The following is a 13,878-nucleotide window of genomic DNA, read 5'->3' on the forward strand; positions in this document are numbered from 1 at the left end:
CCCATGACGCTTCGCTTTCTTGCCCCTCTATTCATCGTGTTGGCGCTGGCCCTTTCCGCAAAGGCGCAAGAGGTCAGCGTGGTACTGGTCACCGACATTTTGGGCGACCGGCTGCACTACCCGGTGGTGATTTCTGAAGGCCGGGGATATCGGGTGCGCTGCGAAAGCCAGTCCGACGAAGAGACGATGATTGCCGCGTTGGGGTTCCTGATCCCGTCCAGTCAGATTATCGATCCGACCGATCAGAGCGTCGTTGATGCGGCCCCGGCGGAGAACCCGCTACTTTGCCCAAGCTCAGAGAATTACCCGATCACGGTCTTTGCCGCGAACACGTCGCAGGGGCTGATCCATTACCTGCAATTCAAGGCTGATATCGGCAGTGAGGCGGCCCACGATCGGATCTATATCCCCGGCTGTGCAGCCTTGGTAGAGGCACTGAACCTTGACCTCGCCAATGCCACGCCGGGCGACCCGACCCTGTTTTTCGCAGGCCGGATCCACGAGATTGCGTGCCGCCCGGGGGCCGCCCCCATCGAAACGGCGCCCCAGACCTTTGCCGCTTGGTGCACCAAAGGAGACCTGACGCCGGAAGAAGAAGCGACAATGCGCGCGATCCTCAATGGCACCCCGGGCGGGCCGGGCGCGCTGGGCAATACGGTGGCCTGCAGGCAGGCACAGGACTTCCTCACCGCGGTGACAAGCCGCAACCTCGACAATAGCGGAGCGCAGTCGCTGGCACCGCTGGCTACACTGTCGCATCTGAACTCGCTGTCGCTTGCGGGCAACCAGATTTCGGATGTCTCGCCACTGGCAGGGCTGACCGCGTTGCAGTTCCTGGATCTCAGCGACAACCGGATTGCCAATGTGGCCGCACTGGCCACCTTGGTGAACCTAACCTCGCTTGATCTGGGTGGAAACACTATCAGCGACTTGCGGCCGATTTCGTCGCTGCCGCTGCTGCAACAACTGTCCTTGCCCGGCAATGTGCCGGACACCATCGCCCCTCTGCAATTTCTGACCCAGCTGACCGAGCTGGATTTGGCGCGAAACGAGCTGACCTCGGATGACATCGGCGTGCTGGTTGGTCTGTCGCAGCTCACGTTACTCGACCTTTCCAACAACGAAATCGACGATTTCAGCGAGCTGGCCAATTTTGGAAGCGAGGTGGAATTCAAGCTTGCGGGCAATCCAGCCTCCACCGGTGGCCCCACGGATTTCATCACCTTTTGCGTGCAGTTGCGCGATGAGCCCACCCAGACCGGCGCCACAATCCGCGCGATGATCGAAGTCACCGGGCAAAGCACCTGTTCGGGGGCGGCAACCGTACTTAATTCCTCGAATGCGCTGACGATCACCGGCAAGACCTTGTCAGAGCTTGGACCACTCGCGACCCTCAGCCATCTGACATCGTTGAACCTTGCCGACAACACGATCACCGATGTATCGGCACTGGCCGCGCTGACGCAGATCATCACGCTTGATTTATCGAATAACGCGATCATCGATGTGCGGCCCCTGGCCGCGCTGGAGCGGCTGACCACTCTGCGCATGGCGGGCAATCCTGTAACCTTCGGCGACTACCTGTCGGCCTGCATCCTGCGCAACGAACCGGAAACGCTGAGTGAGGCGCATCGCACAGAGGTTGGCGCGCTTTTGAGCATATCACAGACGCAAACCTGCAGGTCATCGGAAAGCCGGCTAAAGACCATGTCGACAATCAACCTGCGCGATCGCGGGCTGACCACGCTGGATTACATCCGGGTGGCTGAAAGCGCGACGAACGTTTTGCTGGACAACAACCCCGTTGGCGAAGTGAGCAACCTGCGGTTCCTGCAACGGCTGCAATTTGTCGATGCCTCGAATACCGGGCTCGAGGATGACGACAGCCTGATCAACCTGCGCGCGCTGCGGAACCTCGACATCTCTTCGAACCCGATTGCCGAACTTTGGGCTCTGCGCAACATGCCAGAGTTGCAATCCGTCAATTTCCGCGACACCCAGGTCCGCGACATCCGCGTTCTGGACGAATTGCCAAGCCTGCAAACCGCGACGATGTGGAACGCGCCGGTCGTGATGAATTCGATGCTGACCTATTGCCTCGTGCACAGGTTTCAGATCGGGATGCTGGGCGATGCAAGGCGTACGGTGGACGCGATCATGGCGGTGGCCGAGGGCGCGGGCCAGAGCAGCCAGAATTGCCGGGGCGTCAACGAATGGGCGCGCAGCGTCACATCGTTGAACCTCAATGCCAAGCAGATCAGCAACGTGGCTCCTATCGCCGGGATGCCGGAACTGACCAGTCTGCTTCTGTATGACAACAACATCAGGGATGTGCAGCCGATGCGGCAGTTGCGCAAGCTCAAAACCCTGAACCTGAGCAAGAACCAGCTTGGCACCATTCCAATCGTCTTTTCACAGGATCTCGAACACCTCTATGTGACGGAAAACCAGATCGCGAACCCAAGCGCGGTCAGCCGGTATTCCAAACTCAAAAGCCTCAACCTGCGCAAGAACCGCCTGACCGTGACCAGCGGAATTTCCGGGCTGCCGCAGCTGTCCTTTCTCGATCTGCGGGACAACAAGATCGCGCAACTCAATCAGATCACCCCGTTGCTCAGCAAGAACCCCTACATCAAGGGTAACCCGGTTTGCGGGTTGCAGAACACTGTTCCGATCTTGGTGATCTGCCAGCGAGAGCCGCAATTCATTCTCAATTCGAATCTGGTCGATCCCAACGTGGTGATCCGACGCGACTTCTTGCAGCCGGTGCCGATCATCATCACACCGTCAAACCCCTGATTGTCGATCCTACGTCCCAACCGAAAGGACCTTGTCATGACACGATTTTACACAGCGTTTCCTGTCGCCGCCATGCTCGCGGTCCTACCTGTGGGCGGGTTCGCCGCCGATGACAAATCCGCCTCTTCGGTGATCCAGCTGCCATCTGCGGGCGGCACGGTCAGCCAAGAGGAGGGGGCGTTCCAGCTCAACGCCAACACCGGGTCGGCCAACTTTTCGCTGCCGCTGCCAGAGCTGCCGCAGCGCGGCAAGTTCGGTCCGGGGCTCTTCCTGAGCTACAACCAGTTCGCGGGGGACAGCGGGTCGGGGCTGGGCGTGGGATGGTCCTTTACCGCGTCTTCGGTGATCGTGAACCAGGATTTCGGCACCGCCATTCCGGGCAGGAAGCCGGATGGCGATTTCTTTCACCGGCTGAGCTTTCAGGGCGCGCGGCTGGTCTATCTGGGCGAGATAGACGGTTTGCCGAGCTATCGCCCGGAAGTGGCCGAAGAACAGATGGTGTTCGTGCGCCGCGATATGCCGTTCGAGGTGGTCGTGCTGGACCGTACCGGTGAGCAAGAGGTAATAACGATCCCAGCCGGGTTTGAGCTGCGCATGGCGGATGGCAGCCGGATGTATTTCTCTGGCGCCGAGGGTGTGGCCGAGGGCAATTTCGCGACGGCCGAACCCACGATCACCCGCTGGCCGCTGGTGATGAGCGTCAACACCAACCGTGACGCAGTGCGCTATGAATATGAAAAGCACGGAGAACGGTCCTACCTTACCGGGGTGGCCTTTGCCGGGGGGCAAAGTCGTTATGATTTCGATCTCATCGACACGCGCGCCAGCCTTGTCAGCCATATCGCCGGAGTGCGTCAGCAGAACCCCAAGCTCTACGGCAAAGTGACGGCGAGTTTCGCAGGTGATGTCTATGACCAGTGGTGCATGGCCTTTATCGGTCGGTCGCTGAATGACAATACCGAATTCACCGTGCGCACCCATCCCGATTGTCAGGCCATGGCCGAATCCGACCTTGCGGGCGAGATCGACCCCAATTCGGTCAATGTTCTAGACCAGCTGCGCGCGGTCTATCGCTTTGGCAACACCGGCGGCTCTGCGCTTGGCGATGATACGCTGCGCTACCCCGATCTGCGGTTTGACTATTCAAGCTGGACGGCGGCAGAGCTGGCCGAGCGGGAGCTTGTCTTTCCCGCGCCAAACCTGGCTTTTGCGGGGGATATTTCGCCGCAAAACTTGGAACTTGCCGATCTGAACATGGATGCGCTGCTTGACGTGGTGCAGACCAGCGACACCGAAGTGACCCGGGTGCACTTGGGTGAAGGGGCTCTGGAATCGGCCTTTGAGACGTCAATTCCACTGAAGCTGACGCGCACGACAGCCTCTGGCCTGACGCGCGAGATCACGCCGAGGCTGGTTGAGAACCGGTTCCATTTCGCTGACATCACCGGTGACACCTATGCCGATATTCTAGAGGTCGAGGACGGTCTGCTGCATGTCTTTAACGGCAACGCGGTCGGGGATTTCCCCTATATCGGGCGGGCGATTCCGCTGGACGGGATTTCACCGTCGCTGTTCTCGGACGGCAATGGCCGCTTTGTGGATGTGAACCTTGATGGTCTTAGCGACATTGTCGCGACGCGGCTTGATGCCAATGGCCGGACCGAGGCGCTGATTTACCTCAACCTTACCCGACGCCAGCCAGACGGGGGCCATGCGATCAATTTCGCTCGGGTGTCCAAGGTGCTGCCGATGGACAGCCAAGATGGGGGCCTCTTGAGCCGCCAGTCGACCCGGCTGACGGATGTGAATGGTGATCGATTGCCCGATCTGGTGACGATCAACGTCGCTGATCAGGGGTTTTGCATCTACGAGAACCAGGGCAACATTTTCAGCCGCGAAGCGGGTGCGCTGCTCTGGGGGGATATGCGCTTGAATGACCCAAAATGCGGGGCAGGGCGGTTCACCGCGATAAGGGGCATGAGCCCGTCCGACAACGTGCAGTCGATGTGGTACGTGGATGCCAATGGCGATGGGGTGCGCGACTTTGCCTCGATGGGCAGCCGTACCGACGAGATTCAGATTTGGCTGGGCTTTGGCGATGGATCTTTTGCGGATGAAAGCCTGCGGCTGTCGCTGAATGCCCGGGTGCAGGTGGGCAATGCGCCCAATTCCTTCCGCTCGCGCGTGGCTGATCTGGATGCCGACGGTCAGGCGGAAATCATCGTGTTCCAACAGGCCAGTGGACCAGAGATTGCGCCGGTCGTGGTGATTGATTTCAATCGCACCACAGAGATTCAACTGGTCAAGGCCAACCTGCTGACAGTGGTGAGTTTCGAGAGCGGGCGGCGGCACGACATCCGCTATGCAACCTCCACCGACGAGATGCTGCGCGATCGCGCGGCGGGGCGCGAAACCGCGACGCTGCATTTTCCGGTGGTGGTGGCAAAACAGATGGTCACCTCTGAAGGCGTGGCAAACGCGGCGCGGCGTGATGTGCAGGTCGAGGAATACTTCTACCACAAGCCCTTCTATGACGTGATCAACCGCCGCTTCATCGGCTTTTCCGAGGTCGAGCGTGTCACCTATGGCGACGAATTCGTGGGCGGGGCAGATACCCAGAAATCTTCGATCGCGTTCGAGCAATATTACGCCTTTGCCGATGTGACAGCCGACCTTCACCTTGCTGGCAAGCTGCGTATCCGGCAGACCTACGCGGTCGATGCCGATCCGGTGCTGCTTGCTGCAGCTGCCGGGTCCGCGTCGCTCGATCCGAATGCGGCGGGGCTGCATTCGCTGTCCACCGCGACACGGGCCCAGAAATTGCCGACGCCCGGCGCAATGTTGTCCTGCGAAAGCAATACATGGCAGACAGCGCCTACTGGGATTGCCAATGTCAGCTGGCTGCGCAAGACCGAGGAAAGGCTGACCGCTGCGGCGGGGCCACAGCACGTGCAAGAGCCAAGCGACACAGAATGCGTGAACCCGGTCAAGACGCGCATCTTCGCGGAATTCGACGAATTCAACTATGCGGGCCGCGAAACCGAAACCGTGGTCGAACTGACCGGCCCAGAGGGCCAGGTCATGCCCGGCTATGCGCGGGTGACGGAAACCGATTACGCAGAGGCGCGCGCCACTTTGGCACCGCTTGGCATCGTCAACGCCGCATCGGCGCGGCGAACCGTGGCAGGCACGCGCCTTCTGTCGCGGGAACGCTTTGCCTACCTGCCGGAAAATGGGGGGCGTCTGGGAATGCGGGCGATCGACGTATTCTCCAGTCTGGCAGATGTTCCGCCAGACATTGCCGACTGGCACAGCGCCACCCATACGCTGCTCAAGAACATGGCCTATGACAGGTTTGGCAACGTCGTGGAAATGTCCGACAATCTGTCGAAAATCGAAAGCGTGACCTTTGACGAAACCGGCACCTTGCCAACGGCGCATACCAAGTTTCACGGCTCAGACGACAGCCGCAATCAGGTTACCACCATGGCCTATGATGATGGGATTGCCGGGCGGTTGTCTGGGCAAACCACGCCACTGGGCATGGAAATCAACTACGACTACGACGCGCTGGGCCGCAAGCTGCGCGAACTAAGCGCGGATGGGTCGGAAAAGCGCTATGCCTACCGCTTTGGCCTGAACGGCGCGCCGTCCATGATCCTGACCTCGCTGCGTCGTTACCCCTCCGCCGCCGACACGCCGGAGGGCGAAAGCGAATTCGTGCGCTCGTTGGCTGCGTTCAACGCACGGGGCAATCAGCTGGCCGAGATGGAGGATGTGGCTGAGGGCGGTGTTCGGATGTTCAAGTACTCGGAGTTCAACCGCAATGAGCTGCTGACCTTCCGTTGGACACCTTACATGACAGAAACCGTGCCGGATGTTGAGGCAGCCTTTGCCTCGGGTCAGGTGCCAGAACCCGAACGCCGCCACGGCAATGCCTATCGCTATGACGGGCTGGGCCGGATGATCGAGGAAACGCATCCGTCAGGCAAATTTTCCACCCAGAGCTATGCGCCTTGGGGCATGACGACAATCACCACCTACGAAGACCAGCACGGCGGCTCCATGTCGGTTGAAGAGCATCGGCTGGTCAATGATGTTGGCGTCCACGCAGTGATGATCGGCGATGCAAGTGGCACCTCGCTTGTAACCCGGTTCGACCGCGACAGCTTTGGCTATCTGACTGCAATCCGGCTCGCGGGCGAAGATGCGCCGCGGCAATTCCGTTTCAACTCTGTCGGGGATATGGAATTCCAGCAGATCCCGGGGCTGGGCACGCATTACTACTTCTACGATGAGCGCGGCAGACAATGGTCCAAGGCGCGGATAGCCGAAGATGGCACCACCGATGTGATCGCCTTTGAGTACGACCTTCTGAACCGCAAGCTGCTCGAGACGGTGAATGGCGAGGACCGCATCCGGTACGCCTATGACGTGACCGAGACGTTGCAGGTTGCGGCGGCCTTCGAAACGCCGATCCCGCTGCCTCTGGGCAAACACACCCGGATTGAGGTCATCGATCCTAACGGGCGGCATGACAGCATCCAGCGCTTTGGCTGGGATGCCAATGGCCGCATGGTCCAGAACGAGATCGAGATCGCGGGCGAGGTGTTTGCCGAAAGCTTTCACCAGACGCTCGACGGGCGGATCAATCGGGCGACGGGGCCAGGTGGTCTCGGCTATGACTTTGCCCTTGGGCCAGACCGGAACCTGCGACGGGTTGCGATCACTCATCCCGATTTCAGCGGGCCGGAAACGGTGATCGAGGACATCACCTACAACCCCGAAAGCCGGATTGATCAGATTGCCTACCGCGCTGGGGCCGTGACCGAGCTGACCTATAACCGCGAAACGCTCTTTCTCGAAGAAATCGTGACGCGGACAGGTGACGGCACTGCGTTGCAGGACATTTCGATGACCTTCAACGGGAATGGTTCGATCACCGAGATCGTGGACCGTCTGGCGGCTGGGCCTGCGCCCGCACATGGCCATGTCGACCGGTCGGGCACTTTCCACTACGACTTTCGCAACCAACTGGTGCGGTACCTGCGCTACGGCGAGGACGCGGCGTTTGAATACACCGATGCCGGTGCCTTTTCGCGGAATGACGAAATGGCTGCGGGGGAAACATTGGTGCCGCCCTCGGATGCCGATACGGACCTGATCCCAGTTGGTGCCTCTGCTGCGCCCTACAGCTTTGACGGCTTTGGTCAGCTGGCCGCGAGCCCCAAGGTAACGGCAACGGTCTTCGATGCCTATGGGCGGCTCATCCGGGCGCAGACCTTGGAACATGACGTGTTCTTTGGCTACGACCAAACCGGGCGGAGAACGTACAAGGACGTAGTGCCGCTCGACGATGCGGGTGCCGCAGAGCTTTACCTCTTTCCCACCGAAACTTTCCATCGCGGGCCGAAAGGGGACGAGAGCTTTGTCAATATCGGCTCTACCCGCTTGGTACGGATGGAACACGGGACGGGGCGCTGGTTCTACTACCTCAAGGACCATCTGGATTCCTCGGATTACGTGATGACAAGTGCTGGTGTGCCGGTCGAACAGATGCTCTACCGCGCCTATGGCACAGAGCATCAGCCCCAAATTCTGTCATCCGATTGGGCCAGCCATGAGGAGGCTGTCGCCGACGAGAAACCGCGTGAAAAGACGCATCACCGCTTTACCGGCAAATATCTCGATGATGCGACGGGGCTCTATTACTACGGGGCGCGCTACTACGATCCGGCGCTGGGGCGCTTCATCTCGCCTGACCCGCTCTATCTGAGCGACCCCGAGCGCTGTGTTGGCAACACCATCGCCTGCACTCTCTTTGCCTATGCCAACAACAACCCGATGTCGTTCATTGATCCCACAGGGCTAGAAGGCATCGTGCAGGGCGATGAGGCCTATAGGCGGCAGGTCGAGGAAAGTCTGCAACGCGTTGATCCCACTGCGCGGGTAGATATGGAGACTGGCGAAATCAGCCAAAGCTGGCTGCACGGGCTTTGGCTCGATATCAAAAGCTTCTTTACCGGTGAGACCAATTTTGACACCGGCCGAGAGCTTGTCAGCCGGATCGTGGAGGACCCGCAGACCACCACAATCAGCTTTCAGGCCAATGCGGCTGGGGGGGCGCGGGCGGATGGTCAGCCCTTCACGTCGAGCACGCCGGGTGATATCAACCTTGTCTATGACCCATCCTACCTGCCGGCGTTGCCAGAATATGACGCGTCAACCGGCACATTGTCCTACGAGACGCCCGATCCGGGCGTGGTTTTGGGCCATGAGCTGATCCACGCCACTCATGGGATGCGCGGCGATGTCGGATCGGCAATCGTGAACTACACTGGTCTGGATGGGTCGCCGCAAAGTGCATGGCACGAGGAGATCCGCACCACAGGTGTAGGTGGCGTGAACAGCCCTGACGACATCACCGAAAACGACCTGCGCGAGATGCTTGGGATCAACCCGCGCAACCACTACTAGCAGGCAAAGCGCCGAATGAGAGGAGCGGCGGCTGTGCCGCTCCCGGGAAAGGAGTTAGACAATGTCGAGAACCTCAACCAAAGGCCGAAATTGGGCTGCGGCGGCGCTGATCGGCGCGGCGGCGCTTGGACCTAGCACAGGAGAAATGGCCATGGCGACCCCGCTTGCCGAACCATTGGACATCCCTGCGGAATTCCTGTCGGAAATCGACGGCGCTCCGGATTGGCTGCGCGGTGCGATGGCGGGCCTCGGGGCACCTGAGGGCTGGTCGATGACCCGCGACGCCATCGTCGTGAGCGAGGTTGAGGCGCTGCGCGCCCTCAACCGCATCCGCTCCTTTCGCCAAGCAGTCAGGGGCGGCACCGGGGCGATCTGGCTGTCACTGCCGGTCGCCAACGAGATGGGCGAAATACGTGACTGTGTGACGCCTTGGGCAACGCAACTGATCCCCGACCTCGATGCCAATGATTTCGGCCAGAGCTTTGCCCTGTCGATGCTGCGCACCGATGAACCCGAGGCCTGCCTGATCGACGTGGGCACGGATGATCCTTGGGCAGGCTCAGACCGCACCGCTTTGCGCGGCTATTTCGATGATGCAGGTGACCTTATGGTCGAGCATATAAGCCTTAACGAAGACGCATTGTTCGTCCGCGCCCTGATCGAGGCAGGCTATCTCGTCACCAAAGGCAGCGTGTCCGGACGGCTGCGCGTGGAATAGCGCGCGGGCGAGCGGGCAAAACCTATTGTCCGTGATGGTAGGGTAAGGGTGTCGATACCGAAACGGTCTTGCGGCGTCACGGTCCCGGCCAGAAGGCTGGTTATGGGCCACTTGCCCAGACGAACAGATCCGCGGGTGGGGCGCTCCGGTCGCCTATGGGCCAAAGCCGGACACGATCGCCTTGGCCAACAGGGCAGATGCTGAAACGCCGTCGATCAGGCGTAAACTTGTCCGTGCCGCCAACGCCCCTTGCAGCGGGGCCATTCCGGCGCAACCCAGCACGGCGCAGGTGGCAGCATCTTCAAGGCGGGCGGTCTCGATTTCGGCGGCGATGCGGTCGATGGTCTCTGGCGCGCCCTCGTCGATGGTCAGCACCGGCAGGCCGCTTGCCCGCACAGAGGCGCAAATCCCGGCAAAGCCCTGCTCGCGGATATTCTCTTCGATCACGGGGACAGAAATGGCCATAGACGTGATGACCGAGAACCGCAGCCCTAGCAATTGCGCCATCACATAGCTGGCCTGTCCGATACCCAAAACCGGGCAACCGGCGCGCGCGCGTGCCTCATTGAGGCCTGTATCGTCGAAACAGGCGATTACAATAGCCTGCGCGCCTTGCGCCCGTGCGACGGGTAAAAGGGACAAAAGACCGGGCACCGCCGCGTCCCCATCCGCCTTGCCCTGAATGGCCACAGGACCGCTTGTATTGGTCAGGCCAAAGATCTCCGCCTCTGGCAAGGCCTTGCGCGCGGCGGTGACGATCCCTGTTGTCATGCCGACCGTTGCATTGGGGTTGATATAGGCAAGCTTCACAATCCGAGCCCCGCATCCGAACCAAGACGTGCGCGCCGCTTGCCCATGATCCACGCGCCCATCAAAAAGGCTGCGATGATTGCAAAGGAAAAAACCGTGGTGAGTGTGCCAAGCGCGTAGATCACCGGCGTGGTGACATTCGTCGTCATCCCAAAGATCTCCAGAGGCAGGGTGTTGTAGCTGCCAGCCGTCAGCAGGGTGCGGGCGAACTCATCATAGCTCAGGGTAAAGCCAAAGAGTGCCACCCCGATCAGCGAAGGCCCAATGATCGGCAGAACCACATAGCGCAGGGTCTGCCACGCGGTGGCCCCTTGATCGCGGGCGGCTTCTTCATAGCTTTTGTCAAAGCGGTTAAAAACGGCGAACATGATCAGCAACCCAAAGGGAAGCGTCCACGTCAGTTGCGCGCCAAAGCCCGAGGTTGCCCAATGTATCTTTAGGCCCAACTGGGTAAAGATGAGGCCCACCCCTAGGGAAATCAGGATCGACGGGATCACCAGCGCGGTGACTGTGGTGTAAAACAAAAGGCCAGATCCGACAAACCGCTTGCGAAAGGCCAGTCCAGCCATGACCGAAACCACCACTGTCGTGACCATCACGACCAGCCCAAGCACCAAGCTGCGGCGGAACGCGCCCCAGATGTCGCCCACCGCCTGCTGCTCGAACAGGTCACGAAACCAGTGCAGTGACGCGCCGTTCATGGGAAAGGTCAGACCCCCTTGCGGCCCCTGAAAGCTCAGGATGCTGATGGTCAGGATCGGACCATAGAGAAACAGTACGAATAGGCCAAAAAAGGCGGCCAAGACGTAAAACGAGCGCGGCCTGCGTTCCATCTCAGAGTTCCTTGCGAATGTTCACAAACCGCAGCAGGATCGCAATCACGATCAGGACGGTGCAGAGCAGCACAACGGCGGTCGCGGCTGCGGATGGGTATTGCAACAGGGCAATATCGTTGGAAATCAAACGCCCCACATTGGCGCTCTGACTTCCGGACATGAACCGAACGGTGACAAAATCGCCCATCACCAATGTCACGACAAAAATGGTTCCAATCATTATGCCGGGTTTGGTGAGCGGCAGGATGACGTATAGCAAAGTCTGCAAGCCGTTTGCGCCATTGTCGCGCGCCGCCTCAAGCAGGGATTTGTCGATCCGCATCATGGTGTTGAAAATCGGAACCACCATGAAAAGCGCGTAGAGGTGCACAAAGGCAAGGATCACCGCGAAATCGGAATAGAGCAGCCATTCCAGCGGTTCGTCGATCACACCCCAAGACATCAACGTCTGATTGGCAAGACCATTTCGGCCCAAAAACGGAATCCAGGAAATCATACGGATGATATTAGATGTCCAGAACGGGATCGTGCAGACCAGAAAGAGTGCCACCTGCATCGTCAGGCTGCGAATGTGAAAGGCCAGAAAATAGGCAACTGTGAACCCTATGGTGAGCGTCAGCGCCCACGTGATCAGCGCATATTTCAGTGTTGCGCCAAACACCTGATAGGTCACGGGCGAGCCAAACAGAAACTCGTAATTGTCGAACTGGAATGCGGGATAAATCGAAAACTCGGTCGCGCCCCAAAAGCTGACGACAACGATCATCACAATGGGTGCGATCAGAAACGCGAGCAGCACCACAGCCAGAGGTGCCGCTTGTAACCAGCCCAGAATATGACGGTTGGTCGTCATGTTACCCGCTCTTCATGCTTGGGAACTTTGGTCAGGATCCTTGGTCTGGGGGGCGCCTGCCCCCCAGCCCTAAATGGCGTTCAGTCTGCGTGCTATCGGGTCATGCAGCGATGAACTCGTTCCACTTGCGCACCATATACTGGTTTTCGTCCATGACCGCGTTCCAGCAGGCCACAGCGCCCATACGCTCGTTGAACGACCCGCCATCACGCACCTCTCCGGCCTGCGCAAGGGTATCGCCGGTGGGCGAGGTGATAACATCCGTTGCGGGCTTGCCCTCGAACCAGTAGCCCCATTCGTTCTCGGACATGAAGTTTTTGGAGGTCTCGGGCACCGCAGAGTAATAGCCCTGCCGCATCAAATAGCCGCCAACCCAGCCCGAGAGATACCAGTTGATATAGTCATAGGCCGCATCCAGCTCCATTCCGGATAGGGATGCGGACAGGCCGATACCGCCCCCCCAACTGCGATAGCCTTCTTTTAGCGGCTGATACACGCAAGGGATGCCGCGTGATTTGACTGCGGTGATGGCGGGTGACCACATCGACTGGATCACCACCTCTCCACTCGCCATCAGGTTCACGCTCTCATCAAAACTTTTCCAAAAGGCGCGGAACTGTCCGTTTTTCTTGGCCTCAGTAAAGATCGCCATGGTCTTGTCTATCTCGTCGCGGGTCATGTTGCCTTTGTCGCCATATTCGACCGCGCCCATAGCCTCGCAGACCATGGCCATATCCATGATGCCGATGGACGAAATATCAAGGATCGACGCTTTGCCCTTGAATTCGGGGTTCAAAAGCTCGGTCCAGCTTTCGATCGGGCGGCCGATCAAGTCTGGGCGGATCCCTAGCGTATCGGCATTATAAATCGTCGGAATAAGGGTCATCCAGCCGGTTTCTTCACTCGCAAAGCTGGTGCTGCCGGGGCCGTCGACAAATCCCACCGAATGCGGCGCGGTGCCTTGGGCAATGGTCGACGTGGGCGTCAGCTTGCCCGAGCGAAAGATGCCGACGATCTTGTCGTAATTGGCGATGCGCGCGGTATCCATGGCCTGAAGGTTGCCGGTCGGCCATACCTTCTTGCAGATCCAGTATTCGATATCGGCAATGTCAAAGCTATCGGGCTGGGTGGCTGCGCGCTGGGTGACGCTATCGCTGTCGAGCGCCGTCATTTCCAAGGTAAAGCCGAGGTCCTCTTTAACCTTGTTGGCCACGTCGTTGAGGTTCGACACACCGGTGCCAAACTGGCGCAGCACGATGTCCTTGGTATCCTGCGCCCAGAGCATGGGGGCGGGCAGTGCGGAGGCGGCAAATGCTGCGCCCCCGGCCTTGAGTAGGGCGCGACGACTATAGCCGACCTTGGGTTTTGCCATTGTTCTGTTCCTC

The 13,878-nt window shown here is 59.6% G+C and carries 7 protein-coding genes; 3 read left to right on the forward strand and 4 right to left on the reverse strand.

Annotated features, from left to right (window positions below; translation table 11 throughout):
* The first annotated feature begins 3 nt into the window (after positions 1–3).
* From ACLGGT_RS09455 to ACLGGT_RS09465, 3 genes are all read left to right on the forward strand, one after another.
* Entirely contained in the window at positions 4–2,799 is a 2,796-nt protein-coding gene (locus ACLGGT_RS09455; RefSeq protein ID WP_437195833.1) for a leucine-rich repeat domain-containing protein, read from the forward strand.
* A 36-nt stretch (positions 2,800–2,835) separates the two neighbouring features.
* Positions 2,836–9,276 (forward strand): RHS repeat-associated core domain-containing protein, encoded by a 6,441-nt coding sequence (locus ACLGGT_RS09460; RefSeq protein ID WP_437195835.1) that lies wholly within the window; start codon positions 2,836–2,838, stop codon positions 9,274–9,276.
* 61 nt (positions 9,277–9,337) lie between these two features.
* On the forward strand, positions 9,338–9,994 hold the full coding sequence (locus ACLGGT_RS09465; protein WP_437195836.1) for a hypothetical protein: 657 nt from the start codon (positions 9,338–9,340) through the stop codon (positions 9,992–9,994).
* Positions 9,995–10,147: 153 nt separating this feature from the next.
* Here ACLGGT_RS09465 and ACLGGT_RS09470 read toward each other — a convergent pair whose 3' ends face one another.
* The 4 genes from ACLGGT_RS09470 to ACLGGT_RS09485 form a co-directional block, all read right to left on the reverse strand.
* Positions 10,148–10,804 carry an aspartate/glutamate racemase family protein gene (locus ACLGGT_RS09470; RefSeq protein WP_437195837.1) on the reverse strand — a complete coding sequence of 219 codons (657 nt, stop codon included), beginning with the start codon at positions 10,802–10,804 and terminating at the stop codon, positions 10,148–10,150.
* Positions 10,801–11,637: an ABC transporter permease gene (locus ACLGGT_RS09475; protein WP_437195839.1), complete on the reverse strand. Its 837-nt coding sequence runs from the start codon at positions 11,635–11,637 to the stop codon at positions 10,801–10,803. Before ACLGGT_RS09475 ends, ACLGGT_RS09470 begins: the two co-directional genes overlap by 4 nt.
* A 1-nt stretch (position 11,638) precedes the next feature.
* On the reverse strand, positions 11,639–12,493 hold the full coding sequence (locus tag ACLGGT_RS09480; protein ID WP_437195841.1) for an ABC transporter permease: 855 nt from the start codon (positions 12,491–12,493) through the stop codon (positions 11,639–11,641).
* A 100-nt stretch (positions 12,494–12,593) separates the two neighbouring features.
* On the reverse strand, positions 12,594–13,865 hold the full coding sequence (locus tag ACLGGT_RS09485; RefSeq protein ID WP_008281527.1) for an ABC transporter substrate-binding protein: 1,272 nt from the start codon (positions 13,863–13,865) through the stop codon (positions 12,594–12,596).
* Positions 13,866–13,878: the final 13 nt, after the last annotated feature.

The sequence above is a fragment of the Roseovarius sp. MS2 genome (assembly GCF_051447875.1).
GTDB lineage: Bacteria > Pseudomonadota > Alphaproteobacteria > Rhodobacterales > Rhodobacteraceae > Roseovarius > Roseovarius mucosus_A.

Excerpts from the sequence above, each read along its gene's own strand:
- ACLGGT_RS09455 (WP_437195833.1), top strand. The coding sequence starts at position 4 with ATGACGCTTCGCTTTCTTGCCCCTCTATTCATCGTGTTGGCGCTGGCC.
- ACLGGT_RS09460 (WP_437195835.1), top strand. The coding sequence starts at position 2,836 with ATGACACGATTTTACACAGCGTTTCCTGTCGCCGCCATGCTCGCGGTC.
- ACLGGT_RS09465 (WP_437195836.1), top strand. The coding sequence starts at position 9,338 with ATGTCGAGAACCTCAACCAAAGGCCGAAATTGGGCTGCGGCGGCGCTG.
- ACLGGT_RS09475 (WP_437195839.1), bottom strand. The coding sequence starts at position 11,637 with ATGGAACGCAGGCCGCGCTCGTTTTACGTCTTGGCCGCCTTTTTTGGC.
- ACLGGT_RS09480 (WP_437195841.1), bottom strand. The coding sequence starts at position 12,493 with ATGACGACCAACCGTCATATTCTGGGCTGGTTACAAGCGGCACCTCTG.
- ACLGGT_RS09485 (WP_008281527.1), bottom strand. The coding sequence starts at position 13,865 with ATGGCAAAACCCAAGGTCGGCTATAGTCGTCGCGCCCTACTCAAGGCC.